21 protein-coding genes and 1 other RNA gene are annotated in these 19,886 nt (G+C 49.6%); 15 read left to right on the top strand and 7 right to left on the bottom strand.

Annotation, left to right across the window (positions count from 1 at the left end; all coding sequences use genetic code 11):
* The first annotated feature begins 93 nt into the window (after nt 1–93).
* Entirely contained in the window at nt 94–1,308 is a 1,215-nt protein-coding gene (locus KDD30_RS10800) for a winged helix-turn-helix domain-containing protein (protein WP_211645884.1), read from the top strand.
* Nucleotides 1,309–1,369: 61 nt separating this feature from the next.
* Here KDD30_RS10800 and KDD30_RS10795 read toward each other — a convergent pair whose 3' ends face one another.
* The 4 genes from KDD30_RS10795 to KDD30_RS10780 form a co-directional block, all read right to left on the bottom strand.
* Nucleotides 1,370–2,041, bottom strand: coding sequence for an epoxyqueuosine reductase QueH (locus KDD30_RS10795; RefSeq protein ID WP_211649845.1), 672 nt, complete (start codon nt 2,039–2,041; stop codon nt 1,370–1,372).
* A gap of 113 nt (nt 2,042–2,154) precedes the next feature.
* Nucleotides 2,155–2,487 (bottom strand): PBPRA1643 family SWIM/SEC-C metal-binding motif protein, encoded by a 333-nt coding sequence (locus KDD30_RS10790; RefSeq protein ID WP_211645883.1) that lies wholly within the window; start codon nt 2,485–2,487, stop codon nt 2,155–2,157.
* Nucleotides 2,488–2,633: 146 nt separating this feature from the next.
* Nucleotides 2,634–3,332 carry a 7-cyano-7-deazaguanine synthase QueC gene (queC, locus tag KDD30_RS10785; protein ID WP_211649843.1) on the bottom strand — a complete coding sequence of 233 codons (699 nt, stop codon included), beginning with the start codon at nt 3,330–3,332 and terminating at the stop codon, nt 2,634–2,636.
* Between the two features lie 54 nt (nt 3,333–3,386).
* Nucleotides 3,387–4,490 (bottom strand): PLP-dependent cysteine synthase family protein, encoded by a 1,104-nt coding sequence (locus tag KDD30_RS10780; protein ID WP_211645882.1) that lies wholly within the window; start codon nt 4,488–4,490, stop codon nt 3,387–3,389.
* 136 nt (nt 4,491–4,626) lie between these two features.
* Between KDD30_RS10780 and KDD30_RS10775 the strand changes: the two genes are divergently transcribed.
* The 3 genes from KDD30_RS10775 (at nt 4,627) to KDD30_RS10765 (ending at nt 8,870) form a co-directional block, all read left to right on the top strand.
* Entirely contained in the window at nt 4,627–5,088 is a 462-nt protein-coding gene (locus KDD30_RS10775) for an Lrp/AsnC family transcriptional regulator (protein WP_211645881.1), read from the top strand.
* A gap of 255 nt (nt 5,089–5,343) precedes the next feature.
* The gene (locus tag KDD30_RS10770; RefSeq protein ID WP_211645880.1) at nt 5,344–7,089 is read left to right on the top strand and encodes an ABC transporter transmembrane domain-containing protein; all 1,746 of its coding nucleotides are present in this window, start codon (nt 5,344–5,346) and stop codon (nt 7,087–7,089) included.
* The gene (locus KDD30_RS10765) at nt 7,086–8,870 is read left to right on the top strand and encodes a SmdB family multidrug efflux ABC transporter permease/ATP-binding protein (protein ID WP_211645879.1); all 1,785 of its coding nucleotides are present in this window, start codon (nt 7,086–7,088) and stop codon (nt 8,868–8,870) included. Before KDD30_RS10770 ends, KDD30_RS10765 begins: the two co-directional genes overlap by 4 nt.
* A 107-nt stretch (nt 8,871–8,977) precedes the next feature.
* On the opposite strand, the gene tesB is transcribed toward KDD30_RS10765, so the two are convergent.
* On the bottom strand, nt 8,978–9,841 hold the full coding sequence (tesB, locus tag KDD30_RS10760) for an acyl-CoA thioesterase II (protein ID WP_211645878.1): 864 nt from the start codon (nt 9,839–9,841) through the stop codon (nt 8,978–8,980).
* A 122-nt stretch (nt 9,842–9,963) separates the two neighbouring features.
* Between tesB and KDD30_RS10755 the strand changes: the two genes are divergently transcribed.
* Nucleotides 9,964–10,386 (top strand): YbaY family lipoprotein, encoded by a 423-nt coding sequence (locus tag KDD30_RS10755; RefSeq protein WP_211645877.1) that lies wholly within the window; start codon nt 9,964–9,966, stop codon nt 10,384–10,386.
* 273 nt (nt 10,387–10,659) lie between these two features.
* On the opposite strand, the gene KDD30_RS10750 is transcribed toward KDD30_RS10755, so the two are convergent.
* On the bottom strand, nt 10,660–10,974 hold the full coding sequence (locus KDD30_RS10750; protein ID WP_211645876.1) for an MGMT family protein: 315 nt from the start codon (nt 10,972–10,974) through the stop codon (nt 10,660–10,662).
* Between the two features lie 111 nt (nt 10,975–11,085).
* Between KDD30_RS10750 and KDD30_RS10745 the strand changes: the two genes are divergently transcribed.
* From KDD30_RS10745 to ffs, 3 genes are all read left to right on the top strand, one after another.
* Nucleotides 11,086–11,589, top strand: a complete 504-nt coding sequence (locus KDD30_RS10745) for a hypothetical protein (RefSeq protein WP_249199126.1) — start codon at nt 11,086–11,088, stop codon at nt 11,587–11,589.
* Nucleotides 11,590–11,615: 26 nt separating this feature from the next.
* Nucleotides 11,616–11,816, top strand: a complete 201-nt coding sequence (locus KDD30_RS24535; protein ID WP_249199125.1) for a hypothetical protein — start codon at nt 11,616–11,618, stop codon at nt 11,814–11,816.
* Between the two features lie 148 nt (nt 11,817–11,964).
* An RNA gene (gene ffs / locus KDD30_RS10740) (signal recognition particle sRNA small type) lies at nt 11,965–12,061 on the top strand.
* 279 nt (nt 12,062–12,340) lie between these two features.
* On the opposite strand, the gene KDD30_RS10735 is transcribed toward ffs, so the two are convergent.
* Nucleotides 12,341–13,237, bottom strand: coding sequence for a LysR family transcriptional regulator (locus KDD30_RS10735; RefSeq protein ID WP_211645875.1), 897 nt, complete (start codon nt 13,235–13,237; stop codon nt 12,341–12,343).
* A gap of 156 nt (nt 13,238–13,393) precedes the next feature.
* Between KDD30_RS10735 and KDD30_RS10730 the strand changes: the two genes are divergently transcribed.
* The 7 genes from KDD30_RS10730 (at nt 13,394) to KDD30_RS10700 (ending at nt 19,884) form a co-directional block, all read left to right on the top strand.
* Nucleotides 13,394–14,188 (top strand): putative hydro-lyase, encoded by a 795-nt coding sequence (locus KDD30_RS10730; protein ID WP_211645874.1) that lies wholly within the window; start codon nt 13,394–13,396, stop codon nt 14,186–14,188.
* Between the two features lie 19 nt (nt 14,189–14,207).
* Nucleotides 14,208–14,942: a 5-oxoprolinase subunit PxpA gene (locus KDD30_RS10725; RefSeq protein ID WP_211645873.1), complete on the top strand. Its 735-nt coding sequence runs from the start codon at nt 14,208–14,210 to the stop codon at nt 14,940–14,942.
* Entirely contained in the window at nt 14,939–15,655 is a 717-nt protein-coding gene (gene pxpB / locus KDD30_RS10720; protein ID WP_211645872.1) for a 5-oxoprolinase subunit PxpB, read from the top strand. Before KDD30_RS10725 ends, pxpB begins: the two co-directional genes overlap by 4 nt.
* Nucleotides 15,652–16,620 (top strand): biotin-dependent carboxyltransferase family protein, encoded by a 969-nt coding sequence (locus KDD30_RS10715; RefSeq protein WP_211645871.1) that lies wholly within the window; start codon nt 15,652–15,654, stop codon nt 16,618–16,620. Before pxpB ends, KDD30_RS10715 begins: the two co-directional genes overlap by 4 nt.
* 392 nt (nt 16,621–17,012) lie before the next feature.
* A complete protein-coding gene (locus KDD30_RS10710) occupies nt 17,013–18,068 on the top strand; it encodes a TRAP transporter substrate-binding protein (protein WP_211645870.1) in 1,056 nt (351 codons plus the stop codon).
* A 5-nt stretch (nt 18,069–18,073) separates the two neighbouring features.
* On the top strand, nt 18,074–18,607 hold the full coding sequence (locus KDD30_RS10705) for a TRAP transporter small permease subunit (RefSeq protein WP_211645869.1): 534 nt from the start codon (nt 18,074–18,076) through the stop codon (nt 18,605–18,607).
* The gene (locus KDD30_RS10700) at nt 18,604–19,884 is read left to right on the top strand and encodes a TRAP transporter large permease (RefSeq protein WP_211645868.1); all 1,281 of its coding nucleotides are present in this window, start codon (nt 18,604–18,606) and stop codon (nt 19,882–19,884) included. Before KDD30_RS10705 ends, KDD30_RS10700 begins: the two co-directional genes overlap by 4 nt.
* The last annotated feature ends 2 nt before the right edge of the window (nt 19,885–19,886 follow it).

Genomic DNA, 19,886 nt, shown 5'->3' with positions numbered 1-19,886 from the left:
ATGTCTGTATCACAGCGAGCTCCGCTTGCCCGGTGCTGGACATGAAGCCATGAGTGAACCGCAGCACATCAAGAAATCAAGGAAGTAAGCATCGTGATTGAATTCAAAAGCAAACAGGATATTGCACGATTACGCCGACTGGCACTGGCTGCGCAGGGGTTGTCACAGGCAAAGCCCTATGGCACCGGATTGGCCGGGGCCAGAAAAGCCATTGAACATCTGGGTTATGTTCAGATTGATACCATCGCCGTGGTCGAGCGGGCTCACCATCACGTCATTCATTCCAGAGTGCCGCAGTTCAAACCCGAGATGACCAATCAGCTCCTGCTGAACGGTGACATTTTTGAATACTGGGCGCATGCAGCAGCGTTTCTTCCCATGGCTGATTTTCGCTTTTCCTTACCTTATAAACAGGCCATTAAAAGTGGACAGACCCATTGGTATCGGGAACGGGATCAGACATTGATGGGAGAGTTGCTGGCCCGTATCCGTTCCGATGGTCCGCTTCGGTCCAGAGATATTGAAACGAAAGCGAAAAAGCGGGCAGGCTGGTGGGACTGGAAACCCGCCAAAAAAGCGCTGGAACAGCTGTATATGGAAGGCGACCTGATGGTCAGCAGTCGCGAAGGCTTTCAGAAAACCTACGATTTAACCGAGCGGGTATTGCCTGCCCATGTGAACACTCAAATGCCGGATATGGCGGAATTCGCAGCGCATTTGCTGGACCGTCAACTGCGTGGTCATGGGTTGATGTCGATGAAGGGGCTGACATATCTGCGCCGCAGTACCGATCTGCGCCAAGCGGTGAAAGATTTAGTGCAGGAAAAGCTGGCGCTGGGCGAGCTGGAACAGGTGAAAGTCAGCAGTGGAGAAGTCTTTGTGATGGACGCCGGGGCACTGGAGCGCCCGGTTCCCCGGCTGAATCAGCGGATGCTGATCCTGTCGCCGTTCGACAATGCCGTGATTCAGCGGGATCGGCTCAAATCGCTGTTTGACTATGACTATCAGATTGAATGCTATGTGCCTGAGGCCAAGCGTCAGTTTGGCTACTTTTGTCTGCCTTTACTGTACCGGGGCGCTTTTGTCGGCCGCATCGACTGCAAAGCGCACCGAAGCATCCGCCATCTGGAAGTGAAAGCTTTGCATCTGGAACAACACAAGATGGATGAAGCGCAACTCATCACGGCATTCGTGGCGGCCATTCTCCCTTTCAGTCAGTTTCAGGCATGTGATTCCGTCTCGCTCACCGCGGCGTATCCAGAGCATCTGACACAACGTTTTCAGGCCGCGCTGAAACCGCTGGGTTGATTGGTGATCATCACTGCCCACAAAAAAGGTCGATGCAGGGACAAGGCATCGACCTTTTTCATCATGATTTCATGGTCTGCGAATCTTCATCGCCGTAGTACTGGACCCCAATCTCTATACGAGGTCTGTCGTTTTCGACCCGCCAGCGGTTAGTGTCTCGCAGTGAATAGATGCATCCACAATACTCTTGCTGATAAAAACGCTCACGCTTGGCAAGCTCGACCATGCGACTGGCTCCGCCTTGCTTGCGCCAGTTGAATGTCCAGTATTCCAGACCTTCGTAGCGTGATGCAGCCCGCGTCCCGCAATCATTGATTTGTTCCATATTTTTCCAACGGGAAATCCCTAAACAACTCGTAAAGGTTTTGAATCCATGTTCGTGGGCATAGTGTGCGGTACGTTCAAATCGCATATCAAAACATTCGGTACAGCGAATCCCACGCTCAGGTTCCCATTCCATCCCTTTTACGCGATCAAACCAGTTTTTTTCATCGTAGTCAGCATCCACAAAAGGGATCCCCAACTTTTGAGCAAAACGAATATTTTCTTCTTTGCGAATTAAATATTCCTTCTCTGGATGAATGTTCGGGTTATAGAAAAAGAGGGTTAAATCAATCCCTGCATTGACCAGTCGTTCCATAACATCGCCTGCGCAGGGGGCGCAACAGGAATGAAGCAAGACTGCGCCAGCCTCATTGGGTGATTCCAGTACAATACTTTGTTGATTCGACATCATCGTCCGACCACAGCGTTCAAAATAGGCTGAGTCTATCAACTTGTGGGCGGTATATTCAACCAGTTACATTTATTTACTGGTGCCGTTTTCGATTGAACCGATCGGTTGATTTAACCACAACACTTTTTGAATTTCTTGCCACTGCCGCAGGAGCACGGGTCATTGCGGTTCGGCGTTTTTTCAAACGTGATGGTTTTGGGTTTGTTCAGCAGGGTGTCCAGCGCCAGGGTGTTTTCTTCCTGAGCGGCGTCTACGATAACGTCGGCGGTAATACTGTGCTCGGCAACCAACGCTTCAATGTCTGCTTTGCGTGCGTCCGTTTGGACGATGACAGAAATCGGGGATTCTTCAGTACCGGCTTTGACGTCACGATTCACGTTGTAGCCAGACTGCGCATGGCTTTGCATCACATCGATGCGGCCTTTGAAAAAAAATTTAGACATTGGAGACTCTTTTCCGTGGTTCGGGCAAATTCAGGGCGGGGATTGTAGCTCGGAAAGCGGGATTCACAAAGCAGTCATACAGGGCAGCAAAGAAAGCGTGTGCTGCCCTGCATGACAAGATTCATCGGGTTGTTTCAGACGGACTGTCAGGCCTGATTGGCCGCCTGTTTGTCGGTCAGGGATTTCAGGACGTTGTCTTGATCGTTCAGGAAAGATTCCAGTCCTTCACGGCGCAGATCGCAAGACGGGCAGTCACCGCAGCCGTCACCAATCACACCGTTATAGCAAGTCAGGGTGTGATTGCGAATGTAGTCCAGCTGATTGTGCTGGTCGGCCAGCGCCCAGGTTTCCGCTTTGTTCAGCCACATCAGGGGTGTTTCAATGCGCAGCGGGCGGTCCATTCCCAGCACCAGAGACTGATTCAGCGATTTCACGAAGGCATCGCGGCAATCCGGATAACCGGAGAAGTCGGTTTCGCACACGCCAGTGATGACAGCTTCAGCACCAATCTGATACGCGTAAATCCCTGCCAGTGTCAGGAACAGGATATTCCGGCCCGGAACAAAAGAATTTGGCAGCCCGTTTTCTTGCAGTTCATGTGACACCGGAATGTTGTCGCGAGTCAGTGAGCTGATTGCCAGCTCATTCAGCAGGCCGACATCCATTACTTTGTGCGCGGCAACGCCTAAGTCTTTACAAATGGCTTCGGCGATTTCGATTTCCAGTTGATGACGCTGGCCATAATCAAAGGTGATGCAGTGCACTTCATCATACTGAGTCATAGCCTGAATCAGGCAGGTTGTTGAGTCCTGTCCGCCACTGAAAACGACGACTGCTTTGCGCATCATGCTGCTCCGGATAAATTGAACGATTGAGTGGGGCACATCCTACCCCGAGAGTCAGGATATGCCAAGTTGCAGGCGTTGCCACTCAGACCAGCTCAGAATGCCGGTTTGCTCAAATGCCGATAACTGATCCAGATAAGGCTGGATATCCCCGATATTTTGCTCAACCCAATCGGTATCGAAGTAGGTTTCCAGATAGCGTTCACCACTGTCGCACAACAGGGTGACAATCGAACCGGTTTCGCCCCGGGCTTTCATTTCACTGGCCAGTTGCAGCGCACCATAAAGATTGGTGCCCGTGGAGGCGCCAGCTTTGCGGCCCAGCAGGGTTTCCAGCCAGTGGACGGTGGCGATACTGGCTGCATCCGGCACGGTTCTCATTTCATCAATCACGTCCGGAATGAAGCTCGGCTCAACCCGCGGGCGGCCAATCCCTTCGATTCGGCTGCCTCGACTGCCTTTCAGGGCCAGATCGCGGGTGTTGTAATAATCATGGAAGACGGAGTGTTCCGGATCGACCACACACAGCTGGGTTTCATGCATCTGGTAACGGATATAACGGCCAATTGTGGCTGAAGTACCACCGGTACCGGCGCTCATCACCACCCATTTCGGAATCGGATGCGCTTCCAGCTTCATCTGTTCAAAAATACTGTTGGCGATGTTGTTGTTCCCGCGCCAGTCGGTGGCACGCTCGGCGTAAGTGAACTGATCCATGTAGTGACCGTTCAGTGATTCAGCCAGACGATGGGATTCCTCGTACAACAGGCAAGGATCATCCACAAAGTGAGCCTGGCCGCCGTAGAACTCGATCTGCTCAATTTTCTTTCGTGCGGTATGGCGCGGAACAACCGCAATAAAGGGCAGGCCAAGCAAGCGGGCAAAATAGGCTTCAGAAACGGCCGTACTGCCCGAAGACGATTCAATAATGGTGGTGTTCTCGCCAATCCAGCCATTACACAGGCCATACAGAAACAGGGATCGGGCCAGACGATGTTTCAGGCTGCCGGTTGGATGGGTACTTTCATCTTTCAGATAAATGTCGATGCCGTCCAGCACCGGGATATCCAGTTTGATGAGATGTGTATCGGCCGAACGTTGAAAATCGGCTTCAATTTTTCGGATAGCCTGGTTAACCCAGCGGGGATCATGGCGCATGGAACATTCCTTGAATGTGTTCTTGTTGATGAATATAAATATTACTGAATCAGCCTGAAAATTCTTTGCTATTATTACTGTGTTTTAAGCATTTTGTAGAAAAATTTTCTTTAATAAATGATATGGGAGAAAAACATTGGCCGAGATTGATGCGACGGACAGATTGCTCTTGGATCTGCTGCAAATGGATGCCAGCCTGTCATTGAATGATCTGGCAGACGCTGTGAATCTGACGACTACACCCTGCTGGAAGCGACTGAAGCGACTGGAAGAGGCCGGGATTCTCAAACGCCGTGTTGCCCTGCTGGATCCGGTTAAACTGGGGCTGTCTTTTATTGCTTTTGTTCAGATCAAAACCAGTGATCACTCTCATGAATGGTATAACCGATTTGTTGTGACTGCGAGTGAATTTCCGGAAGTGATGGAATTCTACCGGATGGCCGGCGAATACGATTACATGATGAAGGTACAGGTGGCGGATATGTCTGCCTTTGATGCTTTCTATAAGAAGCTGGTGAACAGCATCAGCGGTCTCACCAATGTGACATCGACCTTTGCCATGGAGCCCCTGAAGTATACGACGGCATTGCCGTTATAAATCGCTGCGCGATGCTGTTAAAGCACTGTATAAAAACAAATATCTTTTCACGGCGCTCATTATCAACAGCATCACCTGCTGTAATCCGTTTTCACCTGATTTATGGGTTGATGGATGCCCTCTGTTTTTGCGAATATGTTGTCATATTGTCACGCAAACGTGACGTGATGATTTCTCTCCCCCGATCTCCGACGTGATTGATATCTCGCTTCGTACCCGCAATGCGGGTACAGGCCATGTTTTGCTGGAGGAAAAATGCAGGTTTTTTGGCAACTCAGATGGTATTTCCGGCAAGAGTGGCGAAAGTATGGCGGTGCGATCGCCATTTTTGTTGTGATTGCGATTTTTGAATTGATTCCCCCACGCGCCGTGGGCTGGATTGTTGATGGTGTTGTCGATGGAAGTATCACCGTTCAGGCGATGCTGATGTGGCTGGTGGGTCTGGCTGCGATGTGGACCGTGGTTTATCTGCTGCGAATTGTCTGGCGTTTATGGCTGTTTGGCAGTGCGGCAAAGCTGGGCACTGTACTTCGGGACAAGTTGTATCAGCATTTCAGCCGTCAGGCGCCTCAGTTTTTCGAACGCCATAAAACCGGCGATCTGATGGCACGTTCCACCAATGATGTGAATGCTGTGGTGATGACGGCAGGCGAAGGGGTGCTGACCGCAGCGGATTCGCTGATTACGGGTCTGGCCGTGTTGCTGATTATGACCACGCAACTGAGCTGGCAACTGACGATTCTGGCTTTGCTGCCGATGCCGGTGATGGCGGTGCTGGTTTCCCGGTTCGGACGACAGCTGCATCACCGGTTTGGGGAATCCCAGGCGGCGTTTTCCACCCTGACGGATACCACACAGGAAGCCCTGAACGGGGTGCGGATGATTCGGGCTTTCGGGTTGGAACAACGTCAGCAGGCGGCCTTCGAACGGGTTGTGGATCAGACTGGCGATAAGAACTTCGAAGTCGTGAAGGTTGATGCCAAGTTCGATCCCGTGATTCAGCTGACTATCGGCATGTCGTTTTTTCTCAGCGTTGGTGGCGGTGCCTATCTGATCCATACCGGTGAGTTATCGCTGGGGGATCTGACCGCATTCACGCTTTATCAGGGCTTGATGATCTGGCCGATGCTGGCTGTGGCCTGGCTGTTCAATATTCTGGAGCGGGGCTCGGCGGCCTGGAAGCGGTTGCAGGAAATCTTCAGTCAGGAACCGGCAATCGTCAGCGGTGAAACGGTTCTGCCCGGAGTACGGCAACAGCTCCGGATTGACATTGATGCCTTCCACTGGCCGCGCCAGCAACAGGCGGCTTTACAAGACATTCAGATCGACTTACCTGCTGGCCACATGCTGGGGCTGGCTGGCCCGGTCGGCTGTGGAAAATCGACGCTACTGACTTTGTTACTGCGTCAGCAGGAATTGGAACAGGGCCGAATCACCTACGGCGAAGTCGGGATCCGGGAAGCCGTGCTGGATGAATGGCGAAGCCGCTTTGCGGTGGTGAGCCAAAGTCCGTTTCTGTTTTCACGTTCCATTGCAGAGAACATTGCACTCGGCAAACCGGACGCCAGCATGGACGCCATTCGAAACGCCGCCGCCATGGCCTGTATCGATGAAGATATTCTGCTGTTTCCGGACGGTTATGACACGCTGGTGGGCGAAAAAGGGATTACTTTATCCGGCGGCCAGAAACAGCGGATCGCCATTGCCCGCGCCCTGTTACTGGAGGCTGAAATTCTGGTGCTGGATGATGCGCTCTCTGCGGTTGATGGAAAAACTGAGCACCGGATCCTGCACAATCTTCGCATGCAGCCGCAGCGGCAAACAGTCATCGTGATTGCGCATCGCCTGACGGCGCTGGAGCAGGCCGACGAAATCGTTGTGCTGCAGCATGGCGAGATTCGTGAACGCGGCATGCACGGCCAGTTGCTGGAAAACGATGACTGGTATGCCGAAATGTATCGCTATCAGAAGCTGGAACAAGCCATTGAGGAGGGCAAATGAAGGAGCAGGCCGTCAACCGGGCAGTGCTGAAACGGCTGCTGAACTACGCGCTGGAAGATAAACGCAATCTGTCGGTCGCGATTGGACTTTTGCTGATTGCCTCACTGGCTGATGTATCCGGCCCGTGGCTGATTCAGCACTTTATTGATACGAATATTACGCAGGATCGCTTTCCGGCGACGGAAGTTGCGGTTCTGGTGGCAGCTTATATCGGCCTGATGATTCTGGCCGGACTGTTTAAGTATGCGCAGGCACTGCGTTTCAACCGGCTGGCGATTGATGTGGTGCAGAAAGTGCGCAAGCAGCTGTTTCACCGGGTGATGAATCAGCCGCTGTCGGCTTTTGATTACATCCCGAGCGGCAAGCTGATTTCAAGGCTGACCAATGATACGGAATCCATCAAAGACTTTTATGTGTTTGTGATTGCGACATTTCTGAAGAACATCACCCTGATTTTGGTGATGCTGACGGTGATGACCATCATCAGCTGGCGGTTGACGCTGGTGGTCATGGCTTTGTTGCCCATTGTGGTGGGGGTCATGGTGGTCTATCAGCGGAAAAGTGCGGGGATGTACCGCCGGATGCGGGATCTGCTGGCGGATATCAATGCCTCGATGAGTGAATCGATTCAGGGGATGAGTCTGGTGCAACTGATGCGTCAGGAAGCGGCTTTCAAGGCCCGCTTTGCAGAATTGACGGATCAGCATCTGAAATCGCAAATCGGCGTCATGAAACTCAACAGCATGTTATTGCGCCCATTGATTGATTTACTGTCTGGCATTGCGTTGCTGACCCTGGTTGCGTTGTTCGGGTTCAGCGGCACCGAGCTGATTGGCGTGGGGGTGTTATACGCTTTTCTGAGTTATCTAGGCCGGGTGACAGAGCCGCTGATTGAGATGACGCAACAACTGTCTTTGCTGCAGCAGGCGCTGGTCGCGAGTGAGCGGATTTTTGCGCTGATTGACTCCCGTCAGCAGTGCTATGGCGAAGATACCCGATCGCTCACCACAGGCCGGATGGCCTGCCGCGATCTGAGTTTCAGCTATGACGGCAAGCAAAAGGTGCTGAATCAAATCAATCTGGAATTGCCGCATCAGGGTTTTCTGGCACTGGTGGGCCATACTGGCAGTGGTAAAAGTACGCTGGCTTCTCTGATGATGGGCTTTTATCCCAGTTCAGAAGGGAGAGTCGAGCTGGATGGCCGTCCGCTGGAAAGCCTGAGTCAGCCTGTTCTGCGTCAGGGGATCGCCATGGTGCAGCAGGATCCGCATATTCTGAGCGATACCGTGCGGGAGAATGTCAGCCTTGGCCGTTCCGTCAGCGATAACGCGATCTGGCAGGCGCTGGATACGGTTGGTCTGGCGGCACAGGTGCGTTTGTATGAACAGGGGCTGGAGACTTTGCTGGGCAGCGGGGAAGTGAATCTCTCAGCCGGGCAGAAGCAGTTGCTGGCTCTGGCCCGGGTGCTGGTGGAGCAGCCAAAGTTACTGATTCTGGATGAGGCGACCGCCAATATTGATTCCGGGACTGAGCAGAAGATTCAGCATGCCTTGGCTGTACTGCGTCAGAATATGAGTATCGTGGTGATTGCACACCGTTTATCGACCATCATGGACGCCGATGAAATTGTTGTGCTGCATCATGGCGACATCATTGAACGGGGCACGCATGTCAGTTTGCTGGCGGAACGAAAACAGTACTGGCAAATGTATCAGTTGCAGCAGGCGAGTGAGCATTTACATCAACTGGAAGAAGCTTCTGCAGAAACCGTAGAAAATTGACTCTGACCTGACAAAAAAGTACCAGGCTTTCCCTATAAATGGCTCCCGTGATACAGATAAACTGTCCGTATCACGGGAGCTTTGTTGTCAGTGAGCGCTTTGCTAATTTAGCTGCGCTGACGCATCAAACCTTCCTGCACTGCGGTTGCCACCAATTCACCCTGACGATTGTAAATTTCGCCGCGAACCAGCCCGCGTGAGCCACTGGCTGACGGACTGTCGATGGCGTAGAGCAGCCAGTCGTCCATGCGGAACGGACGGTGGAACCACATGGAATGATCGATGGTTGCGACCTGCATTTTCGGGGTCAGCAGGGTCACGCCATGGGGTTGAAGCGCAGTCACTAAGAATCCCCAGTCGGAGGCATAGGCCAACACATACTGGTGAATGCGTGGATCGTTCAACATTTCACCATTTGCTTTTATCCAAAGGTATTGTTTGGCCGCCTGTGATTGAGGACGGAGCGGATTGATGACAGTCACAGGACGAACTTCAATCGGACGGTCACGGCCAAAAGTTTCGACAAATTTACCCGGCAACTGGTCGGCGAGTGCTTTCACATGGTCCTGCTCAGATTTGAGCGTTTCAGGTTGGGGCACATCGGCTGGCATCTGGCTCTGATGGTGAAAACCATCTTCCAGACCTTGATAGGAAGCCGTCAGGTAAAAAATCGGGCGGCCATTCTGGATGGCCTGAACCCGGCGGGTACTGAAACTTTTACCGTCGCGTAGATTCTCAACATCGTAAATGATGGGTTTTTGCGGATCGCCCGGCAAAAGAAAATAGCTGTGGAAGGAATGGACAAAGCGCTGTTCCGGAACCGTTTCTTTGGCTGCAGACAAGGACTGACCGATGACCTGGCCCCCATAAACCTGGGGTAAACCAAGATGTTCACTCTGACCCCGGAACAAACCTTGTTCCAGTTGTTCCAGGTGTAACAGATTGAGAAGTTCGTTCAGTTCTTTGCTCATTGGCGCTCCAGTTACAATGCTATCATTAATTAATTTTTTACAATCAGTTGATCAGAAACACAAGACGCAAGATTAAGAAGCGTTAGAATCATCGACTTGCGGAGGACAATAAGGGGGCGTCTATGAAGAAAATGTTTGCACTGCTGTCAATTTTGGTGACAGCAATGGTGATTTCAGCTTGTACGAATATGATGACGAAAGAAACCGGTGTCGGGAAAGTCGAAGGCTCGCTGGCCTATCGTGAGCGTATTGCGCTGCCGGATGAAGCGTTGATTACCGTGACTTTATCCGATGTTTCCCTGATGGATGCACCTGCTGAAGTGATCAGCCGCCAATCTTTTCTGGCCGGTGGCAAGCAAGTCCCTTTCACGTTCACACTTCAGTATCTGGAAGATGAAGTGAAGCCTTCGCACACGTATGCGGTGAGTGCCCGGATTGAAGTGAATGGTCAGCTGATGTTTATCACAGATACAGCGAACCATGTGATTACAGACCCGGCGAAAACCACCCAACTGGATCTGATGCTGATTCGCGCCAGCCAGTAATTTTTTGAAGTATCCTGAAAGCCCAGCGATGACCTGTGTCTTGAACACATATTCATGATCAAGACACAGGCAATCGCTGGGATGGGAATTTCATTTAAAATTAACCCCTTAGAGTCATTCCCGCGCAGGCGGGAATCCACAGGGTACGGCATGTCAGCGATGCGCGGCACTATTTCATAGCATTGCTTTTGCATGGCACGCCTTGAACGTCACTGTGTCTCCGCCTTCGTCTTTCTTTCCTACCAAATCCCGGCGATTATCGGGCTTATTGCACTATCCAACCGGAAATCCATCCCAGCGATACCGCTTCAAAGAAATTCTGCCCGTGGCAGACACCTCGATACCATCCGCGATCAGGCTTTGCCGCTGGCGCAGGAAGTCATCTCCCTGCTGAGAGATTTTTCCCTGACTGTTGATCACCCGGAACCAGGGCAGTGTAGAGCCTTCCGGTAACTGGCCTAACAGCCGCCCGACGTGACGGGCATAACCAGGGAAACCCGCAAATCGGGCAATATCGCCATAAGTTGAGACTTTTCCGATAGGGATTTGCGCAATCTGGCTGTAGATTTGGTTTTCAAAGTCGTCCATAGTTGATAAAAGGGTTGATTGAACAAGGCTCAGATAAGGATATCGGGCTGGTTTTGTAAAACAACCTGAAATACGGCAAATCATGGGGTTGGTTTGTGCAAGGAGGTACAATTGCTGAATGCCATCACACTCACATTCATGAGTGTATTCCTGACGGTGATCGGTGTGTGCACGCTGGGCATCACAACGGACGATCTTCCTGTGCTGGCGGTCGCCATGCCCGCACTCTGGTTGCTGCCGCAAGGCGGACTTTCTGCGGTGCTGCTGTTAGGCGGCGTGGGCCTTTACTGTGCAGTCTTGCCCCAGCAACCGCTGGCGTTATCCGTCAGCCTGCTGATGATGTTTCCTGTTTTCTCCGTCAGCTTTTCATCGAAAGCGAACTGGCAGGTTGGGGCGCTGTTGTTTGCCGTCGTGGTTGCAATGGATGCCGGATTACTGGCCTTGCAGAGCGAAGGAAAACTTAGTGGCCATGTGTCGGATACCTTACTGCAAGTACTGGCTGTTGGCATGATTTGGTGCGCTGGCCGCTTCTGGCGTCCGGTGCCGGGAAATTACGGCTGGCCCTTATTATTTGCGTTGCCGCTTTGGCTGGGGGGCTGGCTCCCTCGGCACTGATTGTGCTTTGCATCATTGGCCTGATCATGGCCTTTCAGACCTTATGCCAGATTCAGCAGCAGGTTTGGGTGACCCGGCTCAGTTGGATCTTACCCGCGATTGCCTTTGCCACCGTGGTACTTTTGCCTGAGTTTGAGGTGCCTAACCCGGTGCTGGTATCCTGGCTGATGGTGCTGGGCAGCGCAATTCTGGGGGAATACCTCATGGCCGAAGCGGAGGAAACCTGAGTCATAGTGCGGTTCTGGGTAATAATCCAGCAGTCAGCAGCAGAGTCTTTGTCTTTACCTTGCAATGACTTCGGGGTTCATGGATAATCCCTCCCGTTCTCACAACAAGCCAAGCGCCTGTGCTGAGATAACAAATCTATGGAGGCCCCATTGGTCCTCCCGCAACACTAACTCGTGAACCCGGTCAGGCCTGGAAGGGAGCAGCCGCAGCGAGCGACGTGTGTGCCGGGATGTGGCTGGTGGGGGTCTCCACCCATCTGGCGTTGTTGTAGTTTTCACCATAAGCCTGCATAATTTCCCTGATTCCTGACATACTTTGCAGCATCAGCTGACATCGTCACTTCATTACGTAAATCAATGACACTTCTGCCCTGAAGCGCATCTTCACTTGCTGTTTCTCCTAACTTAGTTTTGCCCCGAAATGAGCTAGAGTAGGGTTAAACTTGATTTCAAGCCTCGCTATTTGACTGAGTTATGCTAATCCGAATATATTATCTCCTTTAAGTAGCATAACAAGGATTAAGTCACTCGTTCTTAGCAGCTTTCAAGTCTACAATTTCGAACGCTAGATTTACGACTTTTTCGATAAGTAGGTTATCAGGGGTCGTGATGTGTGAAATCGTGAAAGTTAACGGTTTTGGTGTCCACTCCGCTTCGATGATAGAAAGTTGTCCATCGTTAAGCTGTTGCTGAATCACTTCTTTCGGTAGTGTTGCCACGCCAACACCGCTCTCCACCATTTTTACGCTCGCCGATAACGAACTAACCGAATAAAAACGCACGGGCTTCCCTGTTGGTTTCGATAAATAGCGATGAATTTCATGATACGGAACTGAGTTTCTCGCGTAGGTGATCATCGGCCATTGAGTAAAGTCTTCCGTTGAACTCACTCCTTTTAGTCCAAGGCTTGGGCTAGCGACCCAATAAAGCGGGTATTCACATATGACTTGGTTGATAACCGAAGGCTCAGAGACTGGACCAAGTAAAATGGCAATGTCGATATTGTGCGCCAATAATTCCTTGCTCAAGCTAACGGTTACATCAACGGTTAGCTCTATCTCTACTTCAGGGTAGGTTTCATTAATCGATGCAAGAAATTGGGGCAGCCACGTATGCACTATGGTTTCAGATACTCCAATTCGTAATAGCCCTGAAAGTGCCGAAGCGGAATTGGCTTGATAGCACAATTGGGTTGCACTGCTGAGTATATTCTCTGCTAAAGGAAGCAGCTCGCGCCCTTTTGCAGTGAGCGTTATCGTTCCTTTATCTCGATTAAACAGTGGCGTATTGAAGGTCTGTTCAAGGTTGGAAATACGAGTGGAAATCGCAGGTTGAGTCGTACATAGGTGCTCAGCTGCGAGACGGAAGCTGCCTAGGTTCGCGATCCAGACAAAGGTTTCAAGTTGTTTTAGATTCAGCATGGAGATGTCCTTATTCCTTTAAGGTAATTATCACTGTGGATCTTTATGGAGATAAATTTTTTTTATCAATATACCTAAAAATTCGCAAATAGACATGATGTGAATAAGCCGTATTGTTACTTGGTGTTAACTAAATCATTACCAAGGAGCGGTCAAGTGTCTCAATCTCTATCTCAATTACCTCTCTCCGAACTGCGCCGACGCATTCGAGATAATAGCTATACAGGGCCAACGAGCGGTCTTGCCAAAGCTTATTTGCAAGCCAATCTAGTGATTCTCCCTGAGGCATGGGCCAATGAATTTCTTTTGTTCTGCCAACGAAATCCCGTCGCTTGCCCTTTGATCGGCATGACAGAGCCAGGCCAAAAACATTTGGGTGAAATCGGCTTGGATATCGATATAAGCCGCGACGTGCCTGAGTATCAGGTTTTTTATGATGGCGAGTATGAATGCAGCGTATCGGATTTGAATGAACATTGGCGTGATGATCTGGTGATATTCGTGTTGGGTTGTTCGTTCTCGTTTGAAGACGCGATGATCCAAACTGGCTTGCAGGTTCGTAACATCGAACAGAACTGCAACGTGTCGATGTACGATACCAACATAGCTTGCCAGCCGGCAGGTCGATTTAAAGGCAACATGGTGGTATCAATGCGTCCATTTGTCCCTTCCGATGCGATTCGTGCAGTTCAAGTCACGACTCGTTTTCCCAAAGCTCACGGTGCGCCTGTTCACTTTGGAAATCCATCTGCTATCGGGATCTCCGATATCAATTCTCCTAATTATGGTGATGCGGTAGAAATTAAGCCCGAGGAAGTGCCAGTGTTTTGGGCGTGCGGCGTCACACCTCAAAACGTTATGCGAGTCAGTAAGCCACCATTTTGCATTACTCATGCGCCTGGCAAGATGTTGATCACTGACAGGCTGAACAGCGAATTTGCGTTCCTGTAGAGACGCTAAGGAGAAGGCGATGAAGATTAATTGCGATATGGGTGAAAGTTTTGGTTTGTGGCAATTGGGCAATGACGAGCAGGTGATGCCTTATCTGGATATGGCGAATATCGCCTGTGGCATGCATGCCTCTGATCCCGCAGTCATGCAACGAACCGTTCAACAGGCTAAGCAGCATGGAGTAACAATAGGAGCGCATCCGGGGTATCCAGATCTACAAGGTTTTGGTCGCAGGTTCATTGCTATGGACAATCAAGAACTCGCGGCCTTTTTTATCTATCAACTCGGTTCGCTAGCCGGGCTGTGCCAAAGCGAATCAATGGCAATAGGGTATGTAAAACCACATGGTGCACTTTACAACACTATGATGAAAGACGATGAAGTTTTTCGAACACTACTGTCTGCGCTCAAAGACTACGATGCAAACCTGCCTTTGGTGGTGATGGCTGTGCCGGATCATCATCATTATGCGGATATTGCAGGAAGTTATGGCATTGAACTTTGGTTCGAAGCGTTTGTTGATCGGGCTTATGGTGATGACGGACGATTAACCCCTAGAACCGTTGCTGGTTCAAGTTACAACACCATAGAAGAGATAGAGAAGCAGGCACTTCAAATTATCGAAGAGGGCTCGGTCACCACGCTGTCAGGGAATAAAGTGGCGATTCACGCAGACACACTGTGCATTCATGGCGATGGTCCTTTATCACTTCCAACTGCAGCTCTGCTTTACGAGAGGTTGAAAAGCCAATGAAGATATCTGCCGTTAATGAAAACAGCGTCATCATCTATTTTTCTGATGTAGTCACTCCGGAAACCGCGGGAGAAATTGCCTCTGCGGTTCCAGTGATCCAATCGCAATTAAAAGAACATGTGGTTGATATTATTCCGTCTTACACCTCTATTTTGGTTAGCTTTGACCTAGTTTCTATTGGTCTTCGAGAGTTTACACAACGGTTACAGCATACCTTGTCTCGCGCTAAAAAAATTAGCCGTAAGCTTGAGGCAAAAACCATTGAGTTACCCGTTTACTATGGTGAAGAAGTGGCATTGGATGCTGACGAAATTTGTGAACATACGGGGCTAACGTTTGAGGAAGTCATCAACATTCACGCCTCGACAACATATCGCGTGTATGCGATTGGTTTTGCACCTGGCTTTGCGTATCTAGGCAATACAGATAGCCGCATTGAGATTCCACGCAAGCAAACTCCAAGGTTAAAAGTACCGGCTGGGAGCCTTGCCATTGCTGATAGGCAAACAGCGATTTACCCCAAGCAGTCTCCGGGAGGGTGGCAGATCATCGGAAGAACACCAGTGAGTTTGATTGATTTCGAACGTGAGAATCTTACTGTGTTTGAAATGGGTGCTCAGGTGACTTTTACTCGTATTGATAAAGCGACATTTCTTAAAATGGGTGGTGTGCTTCTGCCTGAAGCGCTTTCCGAGCAAAGAGAGGTGGCATGACGTTACGAATATTAACGCCTGGACCACTAAGTTTGTTGCAAGACCTCGGGCGGTATGGCCATCAATCGATAGGTGTTAGCACTGGGGGGCCTATGGATGAACATGCGTTTCTCTGGGCGAATCGATTGCTGAGCAATGAGTGCAATGCCACCCAAATTGAAGTGACCATGGGGCAGTTTAGCTGCGAGTTCTATGCGAAGACGACAATCGCAATAACTGGGGCCGACATGGGAGCAAAGTTAAACGACCAAGCGATTACCCCGTGGCAATCGTATCTTGTTAAGCAAGGTGACAGGTTAACTTTAAGTACCGCTAAGTCGGGGATGCGGAGTTACTTAGCTGTAAAAGGTGGCTTTCAGGTACCCACGCCACTGAACAGCAGTGCGACCGTCATGCGTGATGCTCTCGGTGGGCTACAGGGATCAGGAAGTAAACTCGAAGCGAGAGACCTTGTTCGTTATTCGGTTGGGAAACCAGAACTCGTGAAGCGGGTACCCCCGCATTTTATTCCCAGTTATGACCAAACCGTCACTCTTGAAGTGATTCCTAGCTATCAGTATCAGGACTTCACTGTGGAGCAGCGTGAACGCTTTTTTAGCTCCACTTATACGGTAACGCCAAAAATGGACCGTATGGGCTGTCGCCTCGCAGGAGAACCCATTTCATGCCAAAGAAAGACATTGGTGTCTGAAGGAATAGCGTTAGGCGCGATTCAGATTCCTGCCGATGGTCAGCCCATTATTCTACTGAGAGATCGGCAGACTATTGGAGGGTACCCAAAAATAGGCTGCGTCACGTCGAAAGGCTTAAGTCAGTTGGCTCAGTGCTTACCAGGAGCCAAGATACAGTTTGTTGAAAAAGACCTATACCAAGCGGAAGCTGACCGAGCCATTGAGCAACAATTTTTCCAAAGCTACGTCGGTAAAGCCAATCATTCCAAAATAGAAGTTGAGGAGAGCAGTTAATTATTATGGTCTGTATTGGTTGACGACGTATAGGTTCATATACCGTCAATATGTTGCGTCGAAGTTACATAAACGATAGAGGTGACGGGTGTCATGAAAACAAACATAGCGAAAGCCATCCAACTTTTTGGGTGGCTTTTTGCTGTATTAAGCCTGTGGCAAATCATAGTATCGAGAGTCAGCATCGTATCAGTAATGGGTCAGTATCCACTTTATGTCAGGACGTATCTCGCGGATTTCTCGTGGGTTAGTCGATAAATTATTTTTATCGGTTCATCAAGAAAATGATAATTGGACACTATCGGTTGTTAAGAAGATGATAAAAATGAAAGGGAATTGTAATCCACAGACCATTCACATTTAAATGGTGGTCGTAAGAAGGGAATCAAATTATGTCAAAACCACAATCTTTCAAAACACTTGCGTTGGCGATCACTTCATTGTGTGTAGCAAACCAAGCTTTCGCTTCTGAAACACTTTCTGTAGTAGGAAGTTGGAGCAGCCTGCCTCTGAACAAACAATTCGAAAAACCATTCTGGACAGAAACGCTACCATCAGAAAGCGGCAATGCGTTTCGAGTACAAATGACCACACACGATCAAATGGGTATCGGTAGTGGTGACGTCTATCGAATGTTGGGTGATGGCGTGTTTAACGTGGGAATGACCGTTGCAGATTACGCGGTTTCTGACTCTCCTGCACTTGAGTCACTGGATGTGCCACTCATTGCGACAACGGTTGATGAGTTTAGGCAAGTGGTTGATGCCGGTAGACCTATGGTTGATGCCATCTACGAATCTACCTTTAACTCAAAAGTTCTGACTATCTCGCCTTATCCACCTCAAGTGGTTTTCTGTAAGGTTGAAGTAAATTCATTGGATGACCTCGCAGGGAAAAAAATCAGAGCGTCTGGACGCATGACAGCGAAATTCCTTGAAGCTCTGGGTGCACAAAGCGTCAATATAAGCTTTGGTGAAGTACCAGGAGCATTGCAAAAAGGCTTGATTGATTGTGCTGTCACTGGCGCTGGTTCAGGCTATAGCGCAGGTTGGTGGGAAGTGAGCTCGCACCTGTACACATTGCCGATTGGCGGTTGGGACCCAGTTGTGACTGCAATCAATATGGATAAATGGAATTCACTTAGCCAAGAGCAGCAAACTTTCTTAAGCGAAACCATTGAGGCGAAATTTGAGCAGCCAGTGTGGCAAGAAGCACAGGCAACAATCAAAGAGAACATCGCGTGTTTAACGGGCAATGGTGCTTGTAGCAAAGGCGAAACACGTTCGCTTACTCTAGTAGAACCAAGTGAAGAAGATAAAGCTAAGGCACGTCAAATCGTTGAAAATACCGTCCTTCCAGACTGGTCAAGACGCGCTGGTGATAAATGGACACAAACATGGAATGACTCTATTGGTAAGGTTGTAGGTTTATCAGCTGATAAAGGTTAAGCACGATGAATAGGATAGTCATTGGACTAAAGCGTCTTAATGACTGGGTTGCTGTTGTTGCCGGTATTGCTTTGTTAGGTGGTGTCGCCCTAATTTGTGCGGAGATACTGTTCCGCGCATTTTCGGTGCCATTCTCGGGCTCAGAAGAAATATCCGGTTATCTTATGGCTTCAATCACCAGTTGGGGCGTTAGTTATGGGCTGCTCAATCTTGCCCACATTCGTATCGATATATTGAGGAAAAAAAGCAGCGAACGCATACGTAGTTTGTTGGATTTGGTCTCTATTGCTGCGGTCTCTTTTGTCTCTATCTACATAGCGATGAAAGCCATCACGGTTGTTGAAAAAAGCATGAATAGCGGAGCGTTATCTAATACGGCATTAGAAATTCCGCTCATCATCCCTCAGACAATCTGGTTCGCTGGTTGGGTATGGTTTGCGATATCAGCAACTACATTGTTCATTGCAGGAGTTTATCTGTTTTTTACACAACGTACCAAAGAGATAGATAACAGCATTGGAGTGAGGTCTGAAGCATGATTCTATTTACCGCAACGGGTCTTTTTAGTTTATTGGCGCTCACTGTGCCAGTCGGTATTGCGCTCTTTCTACTGGCGTTCGGAATTGATCAGTTCTACAGCTTTTTCCCGCTAATGAAAGGGTTAGGGCAAGTGCTATGGTCTTCTTCAAATCATGCCACGCTGATCGCCATTCCTCTGTTTGTCTTAATTGGTGAAATCTTATTGCGAAGTGGTGTCGCCGCTAAAACCTACATGGCGCTCAATAAGTGGGTCGCTTGGTTACCAGGTGGTTTGATTCACGCCAATATCGCGACTTCCACTATGTTCTCGGCAACGTCGGGTTCTTCAGTCGCTACAGCAGCAACAGTCGCGACAGTGGCAACGCCTCATGCTGAAAAGTTAGGCTATGACCAAAAGTTGTTTGCAGGCTCCATTGCAGCTGGTGGTACTTTGGGGATCATGATCCCTCCTTCTATTAACTTAATCGTTTATGGATTCTTAACGGAAAGCTCAATTCCTCAGTTGTTCTTGGCTGGTATTGTTCCAGGTTTAGGCATGGCATTGCTGTTCATGCTAGCGACGATGCTCCTGTGTACGGTGAAGCCGAGCTTAGGTGGTCCAAGACAATTCTATTCATGGAAAGAGAAAGTAGAGTCGCTCAATGACCTTATACCAATATTGGTTCTGCTCTTTAGCATTGTCGGTTCGATCTATGCCGGGTGGGCCACGCCCACTGAGGCTGCGGCGGTCGGGGTGGTTTTCTCAATGCTCATCGCGGTGGCCAATCGTTCGTTCTCCAAATCCATGGTGGCCGATGCACTGCAAGGCACGATACGCATTACCTCAATGATTATGTTGGTGGTAATGGGGGCGTATGTTCTCAATTTTGCCATGACGGCGGCTGGGGTTGGTCGAGTGCTTCAAGACACTATTGAAGGGTTTGGGCTAAATCCAATTACGACTTTGCTAATCATCGTAGCGATGTACGTAATATTAGGCTTCTTCATTGAAACGCTGTCTTTAATGGTAGCGACGATTCCAATCGTTGTGCCGATCATTGTTCAGCTCGGTTATGACAAGATTTGGTTCGGTATCTTGATGATCGTATTGGTTGAAATGGCACTGATTACACCGCCAGTTGGGCTTAACCTCTATGTCGTTAACTCAGCTCGTAAGAAAGGGAAAATGAGTGACGTTATCATCGGAAGCCTGCCTTATGTACTTATCATGGTTCTGATGGTGGTTCTACTTATCGCGTTCCCATCCATCGCGCTTTACTTGCCTACCAACTTTTAAGG

Origin of the sequence: Photobacterium sp. GJ3 (assembly GCF_018199995.1) — a bacterium.
In the GTDB taxonomy this organism is placed as follows: domain Bacteria; phylum Pseudomonadota; class Gammaproteobacteria; order Enterobacterales; family Vibrionaceae; genus Photobacterium.
The sequence above is the reverse complement of the archived record's forward strand: the minus strand, read 5'-3'. Positions and strand labels throughout refer to the sequence as shown.